Annotated in this window: 19 protein-coding genes and 1 tRNA gene; 6 read left to right on the top strand and 14 right to left on the bottom strand. The window is 57.4% G+C overall.

Annotated elements, in window-relative coordinates:
* Positions 1 to 53 precede the first annotated feature (53 nt).
* Positions 54 to 1,616: a peptide chain release factor 3 gene (locus tag FOM92_RS12295; protein ID WP_143777151.1), complete on the top strand. Its 1,563-nt coding sequence runs from the start codon at positions 54 to 56 to the stop codon at positions 1,614 to 1,616.
* Positions 1,617 to 1,649: 33 nt separating this feature from the next.
* On the opposite strand, the gene FOM92_RS12300 is transcribed toward FOM92_RS12295, so the two are convergent.
* From FOM92_RS12300 to FOM92_RS12320, 5 genes are all read right to left on the bottom strand, one after another.
* Positions 1,650 to 3,629 carry a beta-galactosidase gene (locus tag FOM92_RS12300; protein ID WP_246087279.1) on the bottom strand — a complete coding sequence of 660 codons (1,980 nt, stop codon included), beginning with the start codon at positions 3,627 to 3,629 and terminating at the stop codon, positions 1,650 to 1,652.
* 19 nt (positions 3,630 to 3,648) lie between these two features.
* The gene (locus FOM92_RS12305) at positions 3,649 to 5,007 is read right to left on the bottom strand and encodes a putative 2OG-Fe(II) oxygenase (protein ID WP_143777152.1); all 1,359 of its coding nucleotides are present in this window, start codon (positions 5,005 to 5,007) and stop codon (positions 3,649 to 3,651) included.
* Between the two features lie 3 nt (positions 5,008 to 5,010).
* Positions 5,011 to 6,516 carry a tryptophan halogenase family protein gene (locus FOM92_RS12310; RefSeq protein WP_143777153.1) on the bottom strand — a complete coding sequence of 502 codons (1,506 nt, stop codon included), beginning with the start codon at positions 6,514 to 6,516 and terminating at the stop codon, positions 5,011 to 5,013.
* 106 nt (positions 6,517 to 6,622) lie between these two features.
* Positions 6,623 to 9,142 (bottom strand): TonB-dependent receptor domain-containing protein, encoded by a 2,520-nt coding sequence (locus FOM92_RS12315; RefSeq protein ID WP_143777154.1) that lies wholly within the window; start codon positions 9,140 to 9,142, stop codon positions 6,623 to 6,625.
* 166 nt (positions 9,143 to 9,308) lie between these two features.
* The gene (locus FOM92_RS12320; protein ID WP_143777155.1) at positions 9,309 to 10,631 is read right to left on the bottom strand and encodes an MFS transporter; all 1,323 of its coding nucleotides are present in this window, start codon (positions 10,629 to 10,631) and stop codon (positions 9,309 to 9,311) included.
* A 172-nt stretch (positions 10,632 to 10,803) separates the two neighbouring features.
* Here FOM92_RS12320 and FOM92_RS12325 point away from each other — a divergent pair, with 172 nt between their 5' ends.
* Positions 10,804 to 11,817, top strand: coding sequence for a LacI family DNA-binding transcriptional regulator (locus FOM92_RS12325; RefSeq protein ID WP_143777156.1), 1,014 nt, complete (start codon positions 10,804 to 10,806; stop codon positions 11,815 to 11,817).
* Between the two features lie 19 nt (positions 11,818 to 11,836).
* Here the strand turns inward: FOM92_RS12325 and FOM92_RS12330 are convergent, their stop codons facing one another.
* Positions 11,837 to 12,730 carry an ROK family protein gene (locus FOM92_RS12330; RefSeq protein ID WP_143777157.1) on the bottom strand — a complete coding sequence of 298 codons (894 nt, stop codon included), beginning with the start codon at positions 12,728 to 12,730 and terminating at the stop codon, positions 11,837 to 11,839.
* A complete protein-coding gene (locus tag FOM92_RS12335; protein ID WP_246087280.1) occupies positions 12,727 to 13,908 on the bottom strand; it encodes a glycoside hydrolase family 68 protein in 1,182 nt (393 codons plus the stop codon). The genes FOM92_RS12330 and FOM92_RS12335 overlap by 4 nt, the downstream gene beginning before the upstream one ends.
* 180 nt (positions 13,909 to 14,088) lie before the next feature.
* Here FOM92_RS12335 and FOM92_RS12340 point away from each other — a divergent pair, with 180 nt between their 5' ends.
* A complete protein-coding gene (locus tag FOM92_RS12340) occupies positions 14,089 to 15,204 on the top strand; it encodes a fatty acid desaturase family protein (protein ID WP_425473389.1) in 1,116 nt (371 codons plus the stop codon).
* A 33-nt stretch (positions 15,205 to 15,237) separates the two neighbouring features.
* Here the strand turns inward: FOM92_RS12340 and FOM92_RS12345 are convergent.
* Positions 15,238 to 15,312 (bottom strand) — tRNA-Gly (locus tag FOM92_RS12345).
* A gap of 197 nt (positions 15,313 to 15,509) precedes the next feature.
* On the opposite strand from FOM92_RS12345, the gene FOM92_RS12350 reads away from it, so the two are divergent.
* Together FOM92_RS12350 and FOM92_RS12355 are read left to right on the top strand one after the other, a co-directional pair.
* On the top strand, positions 15,510 to 16,433 hold the full coding sequence (locus FOM92_RS12350) for a tetratricopeptide repeat protein (RefSeq protein WP_143777158.1): 924 nt from the start codon (positions 15,510 to 15,512) through the stop codon (positions 16,431 to 16,433).
* Positions 16,430 to 17,047 carry an LON peptidase substrate-binding domain-containing protein gene (locus FOM92_RS12355; RefSeq protein WP_143777159.1) on the top strand — a complete coding sequence of 206 codons (618 nt, stop codon included), beginning with the start codon at positions 16,430 to 16,432 and terminating at the stop codon, positions 17,045 to 17,047. The genes FOM92_RS12350 and FOM92_RS12355 overlap by 4 nt, the downstream gene beginning before the upstream one ends.
* A 17-nt stretch (positions 17,048 to 17,064) precedes the next feature.
* Here the strand turns inward: FOM92_RS12355 and FOM92_RS12360 are convergent, their stop codons facing one another.
* The 6 genes from FOM92_RS12360 to FOM92_RS12385 form a co-directional block, all read right to left on the bottom strand.
* Positions 17,065 to 17,685: a MarC family protein gene (locus FOM92_RS12360; protein WP_143777160.1), complete on the bottom strand. Its 621-nt coding sequence runs from the start codon at positions 17,683 to 17,685 to the stop codon at positions 17,065 to 17,067.
* On the bottom strand, positions 17,682 to 18,419 hold the full coding sequence (locus FOM92_RS12365) for a Cif family virulence factor (RefSeq protein ID WP_246087281.1): 738 nt from the start codon (positions 18,417 to 18,419) through the stop codon (positions 17,682 to 17,684). The genes FOM92_RS12360 and FOM92_RS12365 overlap by 4 nt, the downstream gene beginning before the upstream one ends.
* Positions 18,373 to 19,269, bottom strand: coding sequence for a bifunctional methylenetetrahydrofolate dehydrogenase/methenyltetrahydrofolate cyclohydrolase FolD (gene folD / locus FOM92_RS12370; protein WP_143777161.1), 897 nt, complete (start codon positions 19,267 to 19,269; stop codon positions 18,373 to 18,375). The genes FOM92_RS12365 and folD overlap by 47 nt, the downstream gene beginning before the upstream one ends.
* Positions 19,266 to 19,568, bottom strand: a complete 303-nt coding sequence (locus tag FOM92_RS12375) for a YggT family protein (RefSeq protein WP_143777162.1) — start codon at positions 19,566 to 19,568, stop codon at positions 19,266 to 19,268. Before FOM92_RS12375 ends, folD begins: the two co-directional genes overlap by 4 nt.
* A gap of 70 nt (positions 19,569 to 19,638) precedes the next feature.
* Positions 19,639 to 20,529 carry an acetylglutamate kinase gene (argB, locus tag FOM92_RS12380; RefSeq protein WP_143777163.1) on the bottom strand — a complete coding sequence of 297 codons (891 nt, stop codon included), beginning with the start codon at positions 20,527 to 20,529 and terminating at the stop codon, positions 19,639 to 19,641.
* A 3-nt stretch (positions 20,530 to 20,532) separates the two neighbouring features.
* Positions 20,533 to 21,189, bottom strand: a complete 657-nt coding sequence (locus FOM92_RS12385; RefSeq protein ID WP_143777164.1) for a queuosine precursor transporter — start codon at positions 21,187 to 21,189, stop codon at positions 20,533 to 20,535.
* Between the two features lie 87 nt (positions 21,190 to 21,276).
* Here FOM92_RS12385 and FOM92_RS12390 point away from each other — a divergent pair, with 87 nt between their 5' ends.
* On the top strand, positions 21,277 to 22,542 hold the full coding sequence (locus FOM92_RS12390) for a NupC/NupG family nucleoside CNT transporter (RefSeq protein ID WP_143777165.1): 1,266 nt from the start codon (positions 21,277 to 21,279) through the stop codon (positions 22,540 to 22,542).
* Positions 22,543 to 22,546: the final 4 nt, after the last annotated feature.

A 22,546-nucleotide genomic window follows, 5' to 3' on the forward strand; every position in this document is an offset into this window, starting at 1 on the left:
AATCCGCTCGGTTACCGGTTCCAATTGCGGACAAATCCCTCTAAGCGGCGCGCATGACGCTGAACCGCCGAACATTTGCTATCATTTCCCACCCTGACGCCGGTAAAACGACGTTGACCGAAAAGCTTTTGCTGCAAGGCGGCGCAATCCATCTTGCCGGTGAAGTCAAGGCGCGCGGGCAAGCGCGACGGGCGCGTTCGGACTGGATGAAAATCGAACAGCAGCGCGGAATCTCCGTTACTTCTTCGGTCATGACCTTCCAGAAGGATGGCATTGTCTTCAATCTGCTAGATACGCCCGGGCATGAGGATTTCTCGGAAGACACTTACCGGACCCTCACCGCTGTTGATTCCGCGATCATGGTGATCGATGCGGCAAAAGGTATCGAGCCACAGACCCGCAAATTGTTCGAAGTGTGCCGCCTGCGCTCGGTACCGATCATCACCTTTGTAAACAAGGTGGACCGTGAGGGGCGTCCGGCATTCGAAACTATTGACGAGGTTGCCGATGCACTTGCGCTGGACGTCTGCCCGATGAACTGGCCCGTCGGCATGGGTGGAGAATTTGAAGGGCTGTTTGATTTTACCACCGGCCGCTTGAGCCAGCCTTCAGGGGACAGCAGGGCATTTGAAGGCATGTGCAGTGACCATGAATGCCTGGATGCAACCAGTCTGGACCAGGTGTTGTCCGCAGAAGGAGTTGCGCGTCTGCGCGAAGAGGCGGAGCTTGCGCAGGCAGGCTATTCCGAATTTGACCTTACCGCCTTTCGGAACGGTGATCTGACACCGGTTTATTTCGGATCTGCCCTGAAAGAATTCGGCATCATCGAACTGATCACCGCCATTGCCGCTTTCGCACCGCCGCCACGTCCGCAACCCAGTTCGAAAGGCGAAATTGATCCTTCTGCCAAGGAAGTCACGGGCTTTATCTTCAAGGTGCAGGCAAATATGGATCCGCAGCATCGGGACCGTATTGCCTTTATGCGGCTTTGCTCCGGAACGTTCAAACGGGGCATGAAATTGACCCCATCGGGCCTCGGTAAGCCGGTTGCTATCCACTCGCCCATCCTGTTTTTTGCACAGGACCGTGAAATCGCCGACAGTGCCGAGCCTGGAGATATCATCGGCATTCCCAACCACGGGACCTTGCGCGTTGGTGACACCTTGTCGGAAAAGAACGATGTTCGCTTTACTGGTCTTCCCAATTTCGCGCCGGAAATCCTGCGCCGGGTTGTGCTGCGCGACCCCACCAAGACCAAACAATTGCGCAAAGCCCTCGACGATCTGAGCGAAGAGGGAGTCATTCAGGTATTCTATCCGGAAGTCGGTTCTAACTGGGTTATCGGCGTGGTCGGGCAATTGCAGCTTGATGTGCTCATTTCCCGTCTCGAGGCGGAATATAAGGTCGATGCCTTTTTAGAAGCAGCGCCGTATGACACAGCCCGCTGGCTGGTCGGCCCGGACAGCGCGCTGGCACAATTTGCATCTTTCAATGCCGGCAATATGGCCAAGGATCGCGACGGCCATCCCGTCTTCATGGCCAAATCGGCATGGGATGTGGGTTACCAGCAGGAAAAGCATCCGGATCTGAAATTCAGCGCAACAAAGGAGCGTTGATTACGGAGTTGCGCGGGTTTCGTCGCCGCTGCGCTAACGCCAGACGGAAACGCCAAAAGGTTCGACAAGCTGCCCGCCCAGGATGAAATTCGCCCCATCCGGCGCAGGCACATGGACTGGCTCAGCAGCAAGATTGAAGGCAAAAGTCATCCCCCCCCGACGCCGTAACCGGAGCGTGGAGGGCAAGGGTGTAACCGCGATATCCGCTTCCGCGCACAGCCGGACCAGCAGGCTTTTCAAAAATGCATCATCCGTAAGGGTCGCGACATAAGTAGTGCGGCCCGATCGGATGGCAGCAGGGCTGCCATCTTCATAGCTGGCGATTATCTCAGCCTCATCCACCTCAATAGTCTCACGCCAACGTCCGCTTGTGAAACATTCCCCCTGATAGTTCAGAAGTTCGGTGCAATCCGGCCGCAAGGTTTCAACGGCAATGATCTTCGCCGGTACAAACTCCCGCAAAGGACCAGGCGGCAAACCTTCACTGATCGAAAATTCCTGCGTTTTGGCGCCCGAACGCGGCCCGAAAAAAAGTAAGCCGTCACTTGCGCGCAAGCGTTGCATAACCGCATCATCCGGCATGGCCAATGTCGGCGCGACGATAAGCCTGTACCCTGCCAGCGATGCTTGCCCAGCGGACAAGATATCAACATCGACCCCTAAAGCCCGCAATGCACAATAATATTGGAAGACTACCGCCGGATAGCGATAGCCAGCTCCCTGCCGTTCAATATCATCAACGAAAGCAGATGCGGTGTCGACGAGCAACGCGACCGGCGCTTTAGCTGCTGCTTCTGAAAGATCGCCAAGCTGCGCCATCTCCCGTGCGACCTGCTCAACTTCCGGCCAGGCTGGCGAAGGATGGTCATCGGGACGCAGCAATCCGGCATGCATCTGTTCCTGGGCAAAGGGCACCTGACGCCAGCGGAAATAGGCCACACAGGCTGCGCCATGGGCAAAAGCCTGCAAGGACCAATGCCGGATCATTCCAGGGGCCGGTCGTGGATTATGGGGCGCCCAGTTTACCGGTCCGGGTTGCTGTTCCATCACCCACCAGGCGCCTTTGGAAAGTCCGCGCACAGTATCGAAATTCAATGCGGCCAGGTCCGGATGACCCGTACGCATGAAGGGCTGCCAATCCGCAGCCGGTGCCTTTGCCATCAGTTGATCGGAAAAGCCGAGCGGATAATTGTCATAGCTAACAAAATCTAGGCCTTGGGTCAGCGCGGCATTGTCGACGCCGGTTGTCGCAGGCGGAATGATATTGTGCGTAACCCATTGTTCCTTGCCGGCATGTGCCCGGATTGCGGCAATCATGACGTCATGAAAGCGCACGACCTGATCCGAGGCAAATCGGCGAAAGGCGAGCCGATGGGCAGGGTTGGTTTCACAGACGGTAAAGAATGGCAGGTCGATCTGGTCGAAACTGTCATATTCCATCGACCAGAACACATTGCCCCATGCGTCATTGAGCGCGTCTATGGTCCCGTAGCGTTTTGCACACCACAGCCGGAACGCGTCGCGCGCCGCCGGTGACGCGCTAAGCGTCGTATCGTGGCAGCAAAGTTCATTGTCGGTCTGCCAACCTGCGACATAGGGATGGGAGCCGTAGCGCTGCGCCATAGCCGCGCTGATGCGTTCCGCCTGAGCAAGATAGGTTTTGCTGGAAAAGTCGTAATGACGGCGCGAACCGAAGCCGCGGCGCAAACCGGTTTCGATATCGACAGGCAAAATATCGGGATATTTTTCACAAAGCCATTTGGGCGGTGTTGCTGTTGGCGTACCGAGGACGACCTTCAATCCGGCTGTACCCAGAGTGTCAATGGCGCGGTCCATCCACTCCCAAGTGAACGCACCTTCGCTTTTCTCCACACGGCCCCAGGCAAATTCACCGATGCGCACATAAGAGAGGCCGAGATCGCGCATACGCTGCGCATCGCGGGCCCACATATTTTCGGGCCAATGTTCGGGATAATAGCAAACGCCTAACATGACGGTCTTGTTACTGGACATTCCGTCAAGAGCAAGAGCTTCATGTACGCTTGATATCAAAAGCGATTGTCAGTCGCTCCCCTGCGTCAAAAGGAATGGTGCTATGCCACATGGTGGACGGAAACAGGACCAGCCGCCCCGGACGTGGCTCGACAGTTTGATAGGCAGGCAGATCGAGGCCCAGTTCCGGTGGTGGTGTGCCCAAGGCGAAATGTCCGGAGGGCGGCGGTCCCGGTTGGTCGGGTAAGGCGACGTAGAAGGCCGAACTGATCCAGCCGTTCACATGGCTGTGGCTTGCGTGAAAACCGCGATCCACAAGCCGCACAGACCAGCTTCCGTCCAGCAGAAGCTTTGAGCGGTCTGCCGCAAGAAGCGGATGTCTGGGATCTGGTGGCGGCAATGCCTCTACGTAACCGCGCACGGCATCCATGATCGCTCGCCGGATGGATTGCACCTTTGGATCGGGATGGAAAAACAGCGGGCGATCGGTTTGGGTGCCACCGCGGACCGACTGTTCGGGATAGGGCGCCTGAAGGATATGCAAGCACCGCAGCATTTCGGCCAGATCCGAAATCTGTGCCGATGAGATATCCAGATCAAGCACCGCCAAATAGGGCGGCGCGCCATCAAGCCACTGCGCCAGCGCGTTGCCCGTCAGCCGCCAGATCAAAGACAGATAAGGCCAGAACATTGCACCGGCAGGCGTCCCGATATGGCGGCGCGCACATTCCTCAGCGGCACCCCACTGACTGCGACGCAGGTGGTATCGCACCCGGCACAGATCCAGACCCGGATCACGCAACCCTTCGACATCTGCAAATGCGGTATCGGCCCCGGCATCGTCACCCGATTCCGCAGCGAGATAGAAGCGGGCGGAACGCAAGTCATTCTGGCCGGGATAAAGCGTTTCCGCTTTTGCCAAAATCTCCCTGACTTTTTCCCAATCCCTGATCATTGCCGCCTGATGGAACCAGGCGAGGTGAAGTGCCAGCGAACCGTCCTGCTGCGCACAGGCCTGCGCATAGCTGCGGTCGTAATCCACCGCATCACCTGTCGTGAGCCTAATGCGCGCCAAAATGCCATGGCCTTCGGTCCATTTGGGATGCTGTTCCAATGCGCTTTCCAGCAAGGCTTCAGCCGTGTCCCGCTCCCCTTCCGATGCCAGAGCCAGTGCGCGATTGCGGATCAGCTCCATGTCCCCAGGGTTTAACGTGCATGCACGGGCAAAAAGCCCTGCTGAAGGCCGCCAGCTTTCGTAATGCAAAAGCGCGCGGACAGCCGCAATTTGTGGATTATCAGGGGAAAGCCGGTGGGCCTCGTCAATGGCTTCAACCGCGCTTTCGATATCCTGAATCTGCCGCGCCTGGCATGCTGCCCCGAATAGCGCGGCGGCATCCACGGTTTAGATGCCCGCCTTGCAATGCTGGTCGATAAATTGCTGGTGTGTGGGCTGGCGCCCGGCTTCGAACTGCATCGCACCGCGCAATTTACCCAGCCACTCCCGGCCGTCGATACCGCGGTAATCAAATAGCGGATCGACAGCTTCCGGAATATTGCCCTGCCCTATATGGACCGCCAGCCAGCTGGGAGGGCCAAATAAGTCCATGTCGCGGGCGATGTGGCGTCCATAGCTTTTGAAATGGTCAATCTTGAACTGTAACGTGTCGGGAATGGCCATTTGCGCGCAATATCGCCAAAGTTCGCCATCGTCGCGGGTGCTAAGCTTGTAATGCAGCACCAGAAAATCACGAATGCGTTCAAACTCGGTCACGGCGATATGGTTATATTCGTCGGCCAAGAGCGGGTTGAAATCCTTATCCGGAAACAGCGCGAGCAACTTTGATATCCCGGCCTGGATCAAATGCAGGCTGGTGGATTCCAGCGGCTCCATAAAACCGCTCGACAGGCCTATGGCGATGACATTCTTGTTCCAGAACTTCCGCCGCCGCCCTGTCGTAAAGCGCAAGCGGTTGGGACCGGCGAGCGCTTCTCCGTCCAGATTGGCGCGCAGTGTTTCCTCCGCCTCATCGTCCGAAATAAACTGGCTGCAATAGACATAGCCGTTTCCGGTCCGGTGTTGTAGCGGGATACGCCATTGCCACCCGGCGGTGCGTGCGGTGGATCGGGTGTAGGGGGTAAATTCGCCTGCCTTGGCGCATGGCATCGCGACCGCACGGTCGCAAGGCAGCCAATGTGACCAGTCTTCATAGCCCGTTTGCAAACTACCCTCGATCAGCAGGCCGCGAAAGCCCGAACAGTCTATGAACAGATCGGCGCCAAATACTTGGCCATCTTCCAGCTGGACGGAGCTGACAAACCCGTTCTCGCCATGTTGTGCGACCGACGCGATCTTGCCTTCGACACGCTTTACGCCGCGCTCTTCGGAATAGCGGCGGAGATAGCGCGCATAGAGTCCGGCGTCGAAATGATAGGCATAGTCAAATGTCGACAGAACATTGCGCGGGTCCTGTCCGGGCCGTGTAAAACGCCCCGCCCGCGCAAGTGCCCACGCCATGCTGTGTTCGTCAAATGCGGCGGTCTCGCCTGCTTCGCGCGCTTTCAGCCAATAATGGTGCAGGCTGACAATATCGAACGCCCGGCCATGGGGTCCGAAGGGGTGGAAATAGCGATTCCCCAAATGGCCCCAATCGACAAATTCGATCCCCAGCTTGAACGAGCCCTGCGTTGCTTTCACGAATTCCCGTTCATCAATGCCGAGCATTTCGTTAAACGTGCGGATGGGCGGGATCGTGGCCTCACCTACACCGACGGTGCCGATATCGTCGGATTCGATCAGGGTGATCCGGCACCCTTGCCGAAGGCTGTTCGACAGCGCGGCCGCGGTCATCCATCCGGCTGACCCGCCGCCGACAATTACAATCGATTCGATACGCTTGTCCGTCATCATTTCCCGTTACGCCCGCCACTTGTTTTTGCAACGAAAACGGGTCCGGAAGCTTTCGCCACCGGACCCGTCTCTTATCCTGTCGAAGGTGCGACCCTTCGGGCCTGGTTTAGAAGCTGAAACGCACCGAACCGGTCAGCGTGCGGCCGATCACCGGTGTGCCGGTAATGCCACCACCAAAGGTGCCATTGCCATTACCGCGCGAGTCATAGGTGTTGAACAGGTTGTAGACGTTAAGGCCCACTTCCAGATTATCGAGCGGCATGACCTTCAAATTGGTGTTGAAGACCGTTTTGCCCGGATACACCAGGGCCCCGTCAAAGGTGCTCGACTGGCCCACGGCGGTGACGCCGATCGTGGCAATTTCCATTACGTCATAATTCGCCGACAGCGAATAGCTGAGGTCCGGAATGTTCAGTGCGCGGCCAAAGTTGGCCGAGCCTGCCACCTGCGTGCCGTTGCGTGTCGACGTGAACTTCTGCTTCGCCTTTGTATAGGTGGCGTTGGCGATGAAGTTGAAACCGCCCAGACGCAGAGTTGCGAAGAATTCCGCACCCTGGGTTTTGAAGCTGTTGTCAATGACGCAGCCGCCGCCCGGGCAGATGCCGGTCGTGGTCGGTTCAAAGTCGCTGCGCTTGAAGTCGCCCTTGAGCAGGGTGAATTCCACGGTGTAACGGCCACCGCCCAGATCACCGCGGTTCTTCAAACCGATTTCATACTGGTTCACAAAGTCGACCGAAGGTGTCACGCCATCGGTACAGGCCAGCGCGGTTGCCTGTGCGCGGGTGCACAGGCTGCCATCCGGATTGAACTTGCCGCTGACGGTTTGACGGTCGCTGTTGAACCGGCCACCGCGCGAAGCGCGGCCAAAGATCGAGAGATCCGGCGTTGCCTTCCACAAGGCACCTGCTGTCCAGCTGGTGTAGCTGCGGCTGTAATCGAGCACTTCGCGGGTGCCATTGGCCGTCATCGTGGGGATGAGCACACCATTGGAATTGATGTTGAGCTCCGCACCCCCTGCAATGGTGTAGCCCGATGCCTTGACCTTTTCAAACCGGACGCTGCCGTCCAGATTGAACGTGTCGTTGTCGAGAACCAACTGCGCATAAGGCGCGGTGTTGGTATAGGACAGGTCATAGTCACGTGCACAACAACTACCCCAGTTATTATTATAACCGGAGATGCCTTCCTGCGTGATCTTGTTGGCAGCCGCAGTCGCGGTCGGGCTGTCAAATAGGTCCAGCTGTGACGGGTTGTTACCGCTAAGTTCGCGCAGTGATTTGTTGACGTGCCAGTCCATTGCGATGGTCTGGTCCATGTAGAAATAGCCGACGCGTGCAGTCAGTTCCGCAAAGCCGGTTTCAAATTTGCCCGCGATGGTCAGATCGTTCACAAAGCTGCCGAGATCACGGATATTCGTCTTCACATTGACGTTATTGTCCAGATAGGTGCCCGTGTAGAGCTGGCCGGCATTGGGTCCGCTCGCATAGCGGATCGCCTGCACGGTACGGCCATTGACGGTCGAACCCAGAACGCTGGCCGTTGTCGCAATGCCAAGGAATGGCGAAGCAAAACCACCGCTCAAATCCGAATAGCGCGCATTATTGTCCACGGTGATATTGTCGCTCAACTCATAACGGAACTGCGCACCGATCGATTTCTGCTTGGTGGTGATCCCGTCCATCTTGACGCGTTCCAGTGTGCCTTCCCGATTATAGATGAGGAAGCTCTGGTTATAGAGCGAGTAATTGGTGTCCTTGCGGCCGTCAAAGCCGGGGAACGGACGAATATTGCTCACCTTTCCGCCGCTGATCGTCGCCAGTGCAGGTGCGCCGGTGTAATTGGGCTCTGCTGTGTCGGCATATTTGAACAAGAGACGGAAATAGCCTTTGCCGTCTCCAAATTCCTTGGTGACATTGGCCTTGACCTGAATGCTGTCGCTGAGGTTGTAGCCGGCGTCGAGCGGGCCGCGACCGCGCTTGAACGAACCGCCAACATGGAAATTCATGCTGTCGGTCAAAGGACCACCATAGCGGAAGTTCAACTGGGTTTCGCTGTAGTCGATACCCTTTTTCAGCTCGACATAACCACCCTCTTCGCGGCCATAGTTGCTGATATAGTTGATGACGGCGCCGGGAGCTTGCGACGCAAAGGTTGTCGCAGAACCGCCGCGCACCGCTTCGATATTGGCGACGGACGGATCAAAGCGGGTCCAATAGTCGTTGTTACCGAACTGGATATCGCCGAACAGCACGACAGGAAGGCCGTCTTCCTGTAGCTGCACGAAGGGAGCACCACCGGTCGCAACGGGCAAACCGCGTACCGCGATGTTGGAGTTACCGCCGGGACCCGACGTTCCGGGCACCTGAATACCGGGGATCAGTTTGAAGACTTCGGCTTCTGAACTGGGCTGGAAATCCTGGATCAACTGCGCGTCGATGCTGGTGACCGATACCGAGGTTTCGATTTTGGTCTGGTCACGGCCGGAGGCGGTGACCACAATTTCGTCAAGGCTGGAAACTTCTTCATCAGCCGCCGCCGCTTCATCTTGTGCAGACACCGGAACGGCGACCAATGCGGCGCAAAGTGCAATCGCGGACGCGTAGCCATGCATATGGGATATCTTCATATCATCCTCCCCTAAAAATCGAAAACGGGCGCTGTTTTACGCCTCCACTGCGCTTGATAGTGATTTGGAAATCGTTTGCAAGAATTTTTCGCAAACCTTTGCATAAAATTTTGTCCGGGCCTTTTTTGTGGCATTATCGTCACATTTTGCAGCGGGTCAGGCGCGCTCAGGCCGTGCCTAATTCACTATCCTTCACCCGTAAAACCGCAAAGGCCGCGCATATCAGCAAGACCCCCGCCAGCACCAAGGCATTTCGGGCATCCCCGCCGAGCCAGGGTTCATAATAGAATGGAAATGTGGCCGCATTCAAAAGCATGGGAATAACGATCATCATGTTGAATATCCCCATATAGACGCCCGTGCGGCGGGGCGGAATGCAACTGGCCAGCATCACATAGGGCGTTCCCATGATGCTGCCCCAGCATATGCCAACACCAATGGCTGCCGGAAACAACATCGCGGTATCGGTCATCTGCGGTATGGCCATCATGCCGAGGCCGCCCGCCACCAAGGCAGCGGCATGCACCTTACGTGCACCAATCTTCCGAATCATCGGCATCATCAGCAGCGCGGCCACAAAGGCGACGGCATTGTAGAAGGCCGCCATGGTTCCGTTGGTCAGAACGGCGCTGCGAAAACCGTCGCTGACCGGTTCGCTGGTGTTATAGACCGAGCGCGCGATCGAGTAGGTTACATAGGTCCAATAAATGCCCATGGCGTACCATTGGAACAGCATCATCACACCCAGCTTGCGCATTGGCCGTGGCATTTCGACTATCGCCGATCCTATTTCCCGGAATGTCGCCGACGCGGTTTTGGGTTGGGCCGCAATCTCCGCCTTCTGGCTTTCAGTCAGCGGTAATTCCGGCACGCGGATAACGGACCATAATATGGTCGAAAGCGACAAAACGGCACCAATTGTGAACACAACATAGACCGTATCGGGAATGTTATTCGCGCCAATGGCATCCTTGTTCATGCCGAAAAGTCCGACAAGAAGCGCGGGCGTCCCGAGCGCAAGACATTGGGCAAGGCCGGTAAAGGCGCTTTGGGTCAGAAAACCTACATTATGCTGATCTTCGTTGAGGCGGTCGCTCACATAGGCGCGATAAGGTTCCATTGTGATATTGTTGCCAGCGTCCAGGATCCACAGCAGGCTCGCCGCCATCAATATGCTCTGCGACAGGGGCATGAATAAAAGCCCGAGCGAACATAATATCGCACCGACGATGAAATAGGGCGTTCGCCGTCCCCATTTCGAATTGGTCCGGTCGCTCATTGCGCCGATAATTGGCTGCACCACCAGTCCGGTGACCGGCCCTGCAAGTTGCAATATGGGTAAAGATGCCTCGTCCGCACCCAGATAGGAATATATCGGGGCCATGTTGCCTTGCTGCAGCCCGAAGCTGAATTGCAGCCCCAAAAACCCCAAATTCATCTGCAGAATTTTTGACAAGGACAGATGCGGTTTGGTCGTCGGTTGGGACATTTTTTTCTCCTCGGCGGAACAATCCGCTACTCTCCGCATTATCTGCTAACGCATAGGGGGAATTTTGCAACAATCGATTGCATAACACGGGGCTGTTATTTTCTTTCCTCTTGCCACAGGGACAAATCGTCCTCAATATTGGCGGGGTCTGGACCCGATATTAGGAGCAAAAATGGACAGTCAGGGGCGGGTTCGGAATATTACCGATTTGGCGCGTTTGGCCGGGGTCTCCCCCGGAACAGTATCCCGCGCCTTGGCAGATTCGCATCTGATCGCGAAAAAGACCCGTGACAAAATTCAGCAACTTGCCCGCGAACATGACTTTCGGCCCAATGTGATGGCCCGCAACCTGCGCATCAAGCGCGCAGGCGCGATTGGCGTACTGATACCATTAGGCCACGAAACGGGCCAGCATATCTCTGACCCCTTCTTTATGACCATGTTGGGTCATCTCGCCGATGCGTTAACGGAGCGGGGTCACGACCTCTTGCTGTCACGCGTTATTCCGAAAGATCCCGATTGGCTGAACCGCGTCGTTGATTCTGGGCGCGTGGACGGAGTGATCTTGATTGGACAATCCGACCAGATCGACGTCATTGAGAAAGTCGCCAGCCGCTATCTTCCCCTGGTTGCCTGGGGCGCAAATCTGCCCGGCAAGAATCATTGCTCTGTAGGGTCGGACAACCGGAAGGGTGGCCAGATAGCGGCACAGCATCTGATCGACCGGGGATGCCGTAATTTTGCCTTCTTCGGTGATCCTGTTGCGCCCGAGATAGCGGAACGTCTTGAAGGCTGTCGTGCCGCCCTTGCGTTGGCCGGTCTGGGCGACAGCCTCAGCATTTTACCGGCTCATTTGACGGCCGAAACGGCCCATCCTGCTATCAGCAAATGGCTGGACGATACGCAGTCGATCCCAAATGGCATCATCGCCGCATCCGACGTGATCGCCATGAGCGCATTACGCGCGCTTGCCGAACATGGCGTGAAGGTGCCGGGTCAGGTGCATGTGGTTGGATATGATGACCTGCCATTTGCCAACCAGACGGTTCCGACACTTTCGACGGTAAGGCAGGATCTTGCTGCCGGTGCCGGACATCTGGTCGACCTTTTGTTCCGGCGCATTGCGGGAGAGGAAACAGGTTCGGTTGTGCTCAAACCCGAGCTTGTCGTCCGTCAATCAAGCTGAGCATTTTTAGGGTCAGGACCTAGCTGGGCGTGGCGAGAATATCTTGCGCCAGCGCCAGACCGCCGAGCAGCCCGGCCTTGTCACCCAAGCCGGGTGCCACAATGATATCAGATGCCTTTCCGCGGAAATAACCCCGACCCAACTCATCCGCCTGCGCACATATCCGGTCGAGCAATGCCGGCGTAGCTGTGACACCCCCGCCCAAAATGACGCAGCCCGGTTCCATGATCGACTGCAACGTCACCACCATATGCGCAATATACCAGGCGATGATGCTATGCGCTTCATGGTCGGACGGCAGTTCGGACAGGGACATTCCCCACCGCGCCTTGATGGCGGGGCCACTGGCAAGGCCTTCCAGGCAATCAGCATGGAACGGGCAGATACCGGGAAATTGCATATCCTTTGGATGGCGAGGGATGCGGATATGCCCCATTTCAGGATGGGACAGACCCTGAAGTGGCTTGCCGTCGACAATCGCGCCGCCACCTATGCCGGTGCCGATCGTGACATAAACACAGGCGGGCTTTCCCCGACCGGCACCCCATCTCGATTCGGCGAGTGCTGCACCATTCACATCGGTATCGAAACCCACAGGAAGACCCAGCGCCCGACCGATGCGACCGGCAAAATCGGTGTCACTCCAGCCCGGCTTTGTCGTTGCGGTGATATGCCCCCAATTGGGCGCATTTCGATCCAGCTCGATCGGACCGAAACTTGCTATGCCTATTGCAGCCAGCATGCCGTGCTGGTCTTGTGCGGCGCGCAACCAGTCCAGCGTTGCGCCAATTGTTTCATCGGGCGTTAGGGTATCAAAGCGTGCGGTTTCCCGGACATCATCGGGTCCTGCCACAATGCCCGCTACAAATTTGGTTCCGCCCGCCTCGATGCAGCCGAAGAGCGGGCGGGTCATGCGGGCCCCAGAAGCTGGGTGGTTGTTCCATCGATCGAAATTTTCAGCACAGGAGCGATAGTGCCCCCAAACTGGTCGCGCTGCAATCGGGGTTCGGCAAAAATATCGCGTCCCGCGAGGCCCCAGTGATCGACAAAGCTATAGACTTCCAAATTATCCAGAACTTGCCAGCAATAGGCTTGTCGTGGTTCGGCTGCAGGATTTGCAAGGACAAGACCCGTTCCGTTCAGCGGGGTATATGGCCCGGCAAGGGCCGGCGCGACCATGCCATACAAACCGCTCGGTCCCTTCGGTCCATCCGGGGCGAAAACGGAATTTTGCGAGGACCAGAAAAGATAATAGAGGCCGTCCCGCAACACCAGATGCGGACGCTCCATCTCATTGCAGACCCCGTCTGCGGAAATGATGGGTGGCAGCAGACGAAATCCGTCTTCTCCCATCGCAGAATGCGCCACCGCGAGCCCCACGACGCCATTATGTTGGGACCGTGAGCCCGGTAATGACCCTGTGAACAGAATATAGGCATTGCCGTCTGCTGGATCGCGGAACCAATAAGGGTCGCGAAAGCCCTTGATATTGCCGGGCACGCCCTGATCGACACCGACATCCACATACATGCTGCCGTCATTGACGACGAGAGGGCGGGCAACAGACCAGTTGGAAATGGTTGGTAGCTTCCCTGAAAGGTCCAGCTTTCCTGTTGTCTGGAACAACCGCTGTTCGAAACTGGGTTTGGGATCGCTGCGGCGGCCTGCAGCTGTGAAATAGGCAGTGACCTCGTCCGTTTCCGGATTGAAGCGCGCCGAACCGGACCATTCGCGCGTACCCGGATTCAGGTCGTCGGGAAAAAGGAGACCGCAATCTATCCACGCATCATCCTTGCGGAAAAGCATGCGGGTGCGGGCAATGTCGTGACGCAGGCCGGGATCAGGCAAACGCGGTGCCGACAACACCATCCACAATTCCCCGCCGGCAATCTGGGCCACACTGCCGTCCGCATTTTGCAACGGCCACAAGTCCCACAAATCCTGATCGGGAACGACGGAAACAACATCCTGTGCGGATATAAAGGGCGCTGCGGGCAAGGGGCGCTTGGCGATGTCTGCCACATGCTGCGCGCTCCAATGGGACATCGACCAGCCGCGATCATCGGAAATATGGTGCGCTGAAATCGACATTCGCTGCTCTTGCCCCTCTCTTCGGGACGTCCCTATAATGCTTGCAGACAAATTACAACAATCGATTGCATAAATTAGGGTCAGCGAAAATTCAGGGCCATATTTGGCCTTTTTTGCCATGATATCGCCATGACTAATGCCTATCTGGAAGATCAAGACCCCCAAGGCGATACTTGCAATATGACTGATATGACTTTCTCCCCTGCCAAAACGGCGCGCGAAACAGCGTCCGATATCGGCGTTGCCGCCCGTGCCGAGCGGCTGAAGCGCGTGCCCGATGACAAGGCCATGCTGCGCGCCGTGGCAGAGCTGACGCGCGATCTGGGTACGGCGAATCCCCGTATCTTCTGGTCCGACTTCCTGTTTTCGGCAGCGCTCGGCTATGCCGCGCTGGCCGTTGCCATCCTGGCCGGGCCTCTTTGGCTAAAGCTTGTCGCCGCTGCGGTTTCTGTGCTCGCACTTTACCGGGCCGGTGGCTTTATCCATGAGGTCACCCACATGAAGCATTCGTCCGTTCCGGGTTTCCGGTTCGGCTTTAACGCCGTGATCGGCGTGCCCCTGCTGGTGCCGTCCTATATGTATGAAGGTATCCACAATCTCCACCATGCCCGCACCCGGTACGGGACGGACCAGGATCCCGAATATCTGCCGCTCGCGCTGATGAAGCCCTGGACGCTTCCGGTGTTCATCCTTGTGTCAATCCTTGCGCCCTTCGCATTGCTGTTCCGCAATGCGGTTCTTGCACCCCTGTCCCTGTTTATCCCGCCGCTCCGCAAGCTGGTGGTGGAACGTTATTCCGGACTGGTCATCAACCCTGCCTTCCGCCGCCGGCCGGCCGAAGGCGAAGCGCGCCGCAACTGGATTTGGCAGGAAACCGCCGCAAGCATCTGGTCGATTGCGCTGTTGACCGGTGTTTTCACCGGAATCATCCCGCTGAACGCTTTTCTGATCTTTTTGGGAATCGTGTCGGCCGTCGCCGTTTTGAACCAGATTCGCACATTGGTTGCACATCTGTGGGAAAATGACGGCGAACCGTTGAGCGTCACCGCGCAGTTCCTCGACAGCGTCAATGTGCCGCCGCCGGGGCTGTTGCCCGCGCTGTGGGCGCCGGTCGGCCTGCGTTACCATGCGCTTCACCACCTGCTGCCCAGCGTGCCTTATCACGCCCTCGGCGAAGCCCACCGCCGCCTCAGCGCCGAGCTTGCGCCCGATTCTGCGTACCACAGCGCCAGTTACAAAGGCCTGCCCGGCCTTGCCTTTCGCTTGGCCAGAAGCACAATGGTGCGCGGGGCCTGAACGGCCCTTCAGTTCAGAAAATCGAAGGAAAACTGGAGCGGGCGAAGGGATTCGAACCCTCGACCCCAACCTTGGCAAGGTTGTGCTCTACCCCTGAGCTACGCCCGCTCTGGCGGTCGGGACAGCGGATGAGCCTGATGGCCATCTCGATTCCCCGACAGGTGAGGCGCGCCGTTAGCATGGGGTATTTCCCCCCGCAACCCCCAATTATATGCTTTTTATGCAAACGGGTGATTGCCTGTCTTGTATAAGGCATATCTTTGCGCACATAGGACGCTTACGAATCCGCTTACAAAGCACGGAGAATGACTTTGGCAACGTTGGGCCTGACCACCGAAGAACAAAAAGCAGTCGAGCAATTCCGCCAGCAGGTGGTGACGCCTTCGATGGACAAACTCGTCATATTGGATTTCTGGGCCGAGTGGTGCGGCCCATGCAAGCAACTGACGCCGGTTCTGGAAAAGGTCGCGGCCGACTATGCCGACCGGGGTGTCGTGCTGGCCAAGGTGAATGTCGACGAAAATAAATTCATCGCCGCGCAGTTTCAGGTGCGGTCTATTCCCACCGTCTATGCCATATTCCAGGGGCAGCCCATTGCCGACCTGACCCCGGCACGGACCGAACCGCAATTGACCCAGATGCTGGACCAGATTTTGGCAAAACTGCCCGTCAAGGCAGGTGACGGCAGTCCAGACCCCGCCACGCAAATTGCCCCGCTGCTGGAGGCGGGCGAAGAATTGCTGGAAAATGAGGGCGCAGAACAGGCCTATAGCCTGTTTATCGATGCCCTCGCGATTGCGCCGGAACATCCCGCCGCCCTGTCCGGCCTGATCCGCGCATTGGCAGCGCTGGGGCGCGCGGACGAAGCGCAGGCGATCTATGACAGTCTGGACGAATCGCTCAAGACGGACGCGGCTTTGGTACGCGCCAGCTCGGTATTGAGCATTGCAGCCTCCGCCGTGGCACCCGACGAGTTGAACGCGCTGAAGGCGGTGGTCGACGCAGCGCCGGACGACCATGCCAAACGGATAGAACTCGCCAATGCCCTGATGGCGGCTGGCCAGCGCGATGAAGCAGCCGATGCGCTGCTGCACAGTATCGCTGCCGACCGTGAATGGAATGACGGTGCGGCCAAGGCGCGGCTGCTCGAAATTTTTGCGATGATCGGTTTGGAAGATCCCTGGGTGTCAGCCACCCGCCGCAAATTGTCGGCCATATTGTTCGGATGACCGTTCGCCGCATCTCGATCTTTCCCCTGACCGGGGCCATCCTGTTTCCGGGCATGCAATTGCCGTTGCACATATTCGAGCAACGCTACCGCGATCTGGTAGGTGATTCACTCGCCCGTGACCGGATGATCGGTATGGTCCAGCCGAAGAGTCAGGGTAACCATCCCCCCTTGTTCGAAGTCGGTTGCCTTGGCCGGATCGGCGATGTCGAAGCGATGGATGACGGCCGGTACAATATCATATTGGAAGGACTGCAGCGCTTTACGATCCGCAAGGAACTGGACGTCAGCACCAGTTTCCGACAGGTCGAGGGCGAATTGTGGGAAGAAGACGAAGCATCCGATGCTCTGTCCATTGCCGAACGCGCATCGCTAGAGATCGAATCGCGTCGCTTTGCCGATATACAGGGCTATGCCGTTGATTGGGGTGCCGTGGGGCAGCTTGATGACTATTCGCTGGTCAATGCCATCGCCCAGATCGCGCCTTTCGACTATGCAGCAAAGCAGGCTTTGTTAGAGGCGCGCGGGCTATCTGCCCGGGCGGACCTGATCGTACAGTTGATGCAGTTTTTCGGTCGGCACGATGGCTCCGACGACCGCGTTACCCTGCAATAATCGCCAGCCGACGGCGCTTACAAAAAGCTTTCGCGCAATCCATCAATTACAAATTGCGCCGCCAATGCGCCCAGCAATACACCGAGTAGACGGGTAATCACCGCCTCGGCCTTTGCGCCCAACACCCGCATGAGCGGACCCGCCGCCAAAAGTGCCAGTAAGGTAAGTACCAGTACGGCCGCAAGTGCCGCCAGAATGACTCCGGCCCGTTCCAGCCCGTCATTCTGCGCCATTAACAGCATGACCGAAGCGATGGATCCCGGCCCTGCAATCATGGGCATTGCCATCGGAAAGACCGATACGTCTTCGATTTCGGGGGTGTCGATGATTTTTTGCGCCCGTTCCTCGCGACGTTCGGTACGCTTTTCGAAAACCATTTCGGTAGCGATCAGGAACAGCATGATTCCGCCGGCGATCCGAAAACTGTTAAGTTCGATGTGCAATGCCGCGAGCAATTCTTCGCCAAACAGCGCAAAGACGAGCAATATCATCGACGCCACAAATACCGCACGCAATGCCATATTCCGGCGCTGCGCGGCGTTTGCGCCCTTTGTCAGGCTGGCATAAATCGGCGCGCAACCGGGCGGGTCGATGACGACGAAAAATGTGATGAAGGCGGAAAGGAACAGATCGATCATTTCGATGCCGCAACCTGATCCAAAATGACGGTTTCCGATGCTTGACCGTTCCACAGCTTTACTTCGACCGTCCGGCTTCCGTCGGGTTGGACAACCCATGTGTAGCTGAGTGACTGGTCGCGGGAAAATCCGCTTTTCATCTGCGCACCTTCAGCCGGAGCGACCAGCAAAGCCGGAGCGCGGCCTTTGCAGCTTGCGACCTTTGTCTCGATCATTTCCTTGGGCACGCGCGGTGTCGTCAGCGCGTCGCCATGATCGACAACCCATTTCCATTCACCGTCGCCGCGTTCGTTTTTCTGGATGAACTGCCATATGGTCGTGAAATAGCCGAATGTGCCATTTGGTCTTTGCCACGCGCCGGTTGTCGCCCCTGTTTTGCCGTCGCAGGACATAAATGCCTTGTGCGCCTGCCATTTGACGGCAGCCGGCGGGTCAGCACGACCCTTGAGCCAAGCCTGCGCCAGATTGGGCTCCGGGTCAAACATCACCGCATCCTTGGCCGCGGTTTCACGAAATGCGGTCCACTGGCCCTTTTCCTGCGCCAATCGGGCAAATGCTATTTCAGCGGAGATGATAGCACTGGGATTTGCAATCCGCGGTTCGAACCCTTCGGGCGCACGGGGTCCCCCGGCACAGCCGGAAAGAACCGACAATGCAACGCCCATCAAGCCGATCCGCTTTAGCACATCATATTCCTTCAGGTTGTGGAAGGTCAGCGCGACGATATGCCGCAACCAGCGTATTGCGCAGAAGACAGGCTATTGTCATGGGGCCAACCCCTCCCGGTACCGGTGTGATGGCGGCAGAATGCCCTGCCGCTTCGGCAAAGGCAACATCGCCGACCAGACGACCTTTGGTTTCACCTTCGGCCGGTGGCAGCCGGTTAATACCAACATCGATTACAACTGCCCCGTCCTTGATCCAGTCGCCCTTCACCATTTCCGCGCGGCCAACTGCGGCCACGATGATATCGGCACGGCGAACGACATCCGCCAAATCCTGTGTCCGGCTATGTGCGATTGTTACAGTGCAGTTTTCGGCGAGCAAAAGCTGCGCCATCGGCTTGCCCACAATATTGGAACGACCGATGACCACCGCATTTTTACCGGACAGATCGCCCATCCGGTCTTTGAGCAGCATCAGACAGCCCAAAGGCGTACATGGAACAAATGCCTCTTCACCCACGGCAAGCCGTCCGGCGTTGACCACGTGAAACCCGTCCACATCCTTGGCCGGATCCAGCGCGGCAATGACGGCCTTGTCGTCCATGTGCGGCGGCAAAGGTAATTGAACAAGGATACCGTCAACCTGTTCATCGGCGTTGAGTCTTTCGACCAGTGCGATCAGATCGGACTGCGCGGTATCTGCAGGCAGACGATATTCGAAACTGGCCATTCCCGCTTCAATGGTCGCCTTTTTCTTCGAGCCGACATAGACTTGGCTGGCGGGATCGTCGCCGACCAGTACAACGGCCAGGCCGGGCTTGCGACCGGTGTGTTGCACAAAATTTGGTACAGACGCAGCAATACGTCCGCGCAGATCCGCGGCGAATGCCTTTCCATCAATGATCGTATCTGTGCTCACATGCCCGCCGAAGCAATGTCATTGGCGAGGCCCATCAGCAGCATTTGCAGAATGCGCAGTCCGATCAGCAGGACCATGGGTGAAAAGTCGATCATGCCTGTATCCGGCATGATCTTGCGTATCGGTTTCAAAAACGGGTCCAGGATCATGTTGAGGGCATGCCAGATGGAGGACACGAAATTGTTCGACAGACTCACCACATTGAAGGCCAGCAAAAGGCTGAGGATGAATTGCACGATGACGACGGTCGACAGGATCGTCATCAAATAGCCAATGATTGAAATAAGCGCGAGAAGCATGGGTTTCTCCGATAGAAGACAGATAGCAGCGATTAGCCGAGGCGGCGCGCTGTATCAATCACCTAAAACACTATTTGTGAATCAGCGTGCCTGCGCCTTTATCGGTGAACATTTCGATCAGCATCGCATGGCTCGCACGTCCGTCCAATATGACGGCGGCGTCGACACCGGCCTCTACCGCATTAACGCAGGTTTCAATCTTGGGTATCATGCCGCCGCTGATCGTTCCGTCGTCCTGCAGTGCGGCAATGGCTTCCGGATCGAGATCGGTCAGCAACCGCCCCGCTTTGTCGAGCACGCCTGCCACATCGGTCAGCAAGAACAGACGCGAGGCACCCAGTGCACTTGCAACCGCACCTGCCATGGTGTCTGCATTGATATTATAGGTGTGGCCATCTTCGCCCACGCCGATCGGGGCGATGACCGGGATCATTCCGGCACCGCTGATTGTATCGATTACGCTGCGATCAACTTTCTGGGGTTCGCCGACATATCCCAGATCGATACTACGTTCGATATTGCTGTCGGGGTCTTTTTGCGTCCGTTGCACCTTGGTTGCCGTTACAAACCCGCCATCCTTGCCGGAAATGCCCAGGGCACGGCCACCTGCCGCGTTAATCCAGCCGACCAGTTCCTTATTGATCGCGCCGGATAGCACCATTTCGGCCACCCTTGCGGTTTCGGCATCGGTGACGCGCAGACCGTCCACAAATTCGCTTTCGACGCCCAGTTTCTTGAGCATCGCGCCTATCTGCGGTCCGCCGCCATGCACCACCACGGGATTGATGCCGACCGCTTTCAGCAGGACAACGTCGGATGCAAAATCGCGCGCCAATGCCGCATCGCCCATCGCATGGCCGCCATATTTCACGACGAAGGTCTTGCCCGCATAGCGCTGCAAATAGGGAAGCGCCTCGGTTAAGGTTTCCGCCTTAGCAAGATTGATCGGGTCGATACTCATGGGTTAGGCCGCCGCATCCAGCTTGCGGCCGATGCGCACGACCAGCGCAATGACGAGAGGAACCATGACCGCAGAGAGTACGATTTTGGCGATCATTTGCCCCATCATCAGCTCGGCAATCGGGCGGACGCCATAAAAGGAAACGGAGATGAAGATCAGCGTGTCGACAATTTGCGATAAGGCCGCCGCGATGAAACCGCGTATGGCCAGAAACCGGCCCGATGTTCCCTTAAGCCGCGCAAACAACCAGACATTCAGGGACACCGAAACGCCATAGGCAATAATGCCCGCGGCCATCATCCGGCCGCTTTGCCCGACGATGATGGGAAAGGCTTCCTTCGCCGGTTCATACATGCCCGCATCGGTGGGCAGTTGAAGGACGAAGTAGGACAGACCGATGGCGATAAACAGCGGGACAAAACCGTAGCGGACGAGACGGTCCGCTATTTCCCGCCCGTGCAGTTCGGCAATCGCGCTTGATACCGCGATCAGGGTCAGGAAAGGAAAAATCCCGGCCTCGACGGCCAAGGGACCGATCGCCACCTGCTTTGCGCCCAGAAATCCGCCTAAGGGAACCATGCCGCCGTAAAAGATCGCAAATACAAAGAGCGAGCGGGGAACGGCACCCAGTGATGTGCCCGATGTGGTCTGTTCAGTCATGGACACTGACTAGCGTCTAATTTTATTGGCGCAAGACCGAGGTTGACGCTAGGTGGGGGGTAAAGTGCTTGGGGTCGGGAGTTTTTCATGCAAATTTTGTTAAGCCTTGCCGGCATGGTTTTGATTTTGGCGATTGCGGTTGCGCTTTCGTCAAACCGCCGCGCCATCAAGTTTCGCGTTGTCGGTGCCGCCTTTGCATTACAGGCCAGCCTGGCTGCGCTGGTCCTTTATGTGCCGTGGGGCAAGACAGTGCTGGAAGTCATGTCGAATGGCGTATCCAATCTACTGGGTTATGCGGCTGCCGGGACAAATTTCATCTTCGGTCCGATCGCGACACCGGAAATTGGCGGGACCAGCTTTGCGATAGCGGCCTTGCCCGTCATCATCTTTTTCGCGTCGTTGATCTCGATCCTCTATTATCTGGGCCTGATGCAATATGTGATCCGCTGGATCGGTGGCGGCTTGCAAAAGGTTACCGGCATCTCGAAGGTTGAAAGCCTCTGCGCCGCTGCCAACATATTTGTCGGCCAGTCGGAATCGCCGCTCGTCATCCGACCCTATCTGGCGAGCCTGAAGCCCGAGCAGCTCTTTTGTGTCATGACCGTCGGCATGGCCGGTGTCGCCGGCACCATATTAGCCGCTTATGCGTCGATGGGTATCCGCATCGATTATCTGCTTGCCGCTGCATTCATGTCGGCGCCGGGGGGTATCCTCATGGCCAAACTGATGATGCCGGATGTCCCGCCCCTGCCGGTGAGCGAGGGTGACCCCGCGCTTTCCAATCCGCATCCGGATGAAGAACCCGTCATCCTTGCCGATGATGGTGAAGAAAAGCCCGCCAACATCATCATGGCCGCTGCCCAGGGTGCGCAAACGGGGGTCAAACTGGCCGTTGCCGTGGGTGCAATGGTGCTGGCCTTTGTTGCTCTCGTGGCTCTTGCCAATGGGATATTGGGCGGGATCGGCGGATGGTTCGGGCAGCCAGGCCTGAGCTTCCAGCAAATTGTGGGCTATGTCTTTGCGCCGGTCATGTATCTGCTCGGCGTTCCCTGGGGCGAAGCGTTGCAGGCAGGCGGCCTTTTCGGCACCAAAATCGTCCTCAACGAATTTGTCGCCTTCATCGATTTGGGGGCGTTGAAGACTTTGTCCCCTGCCACCGTCGGCATCGTGACCTTTGCCCTGTGCGGTTTCTCCAATTTTTCGTCAATCGCCATCCAGATGGCCGTTACCGGCGGGCTGGCACCCAACCAGCGACCTGTGATCGCGAAGCTCGGCCTCAAAGCCTTGGCGGCGGGGTCCCTATCCAACCTGATGAGCGCCGCCCTGGCGGGGCTTTTCCTCAGCTTGGGCTAAAGCC

This window comes from Sphingorhabdus contaminans (assembly GCF_007280415.1).
Lineage (GTDB): Bacteria > Pseudomonadota > Alphaproteobacteria > Sphingomonadales > Sphingomonadaceae > Sphingorhabdus_B > Sphingorhabdus_B contaminans.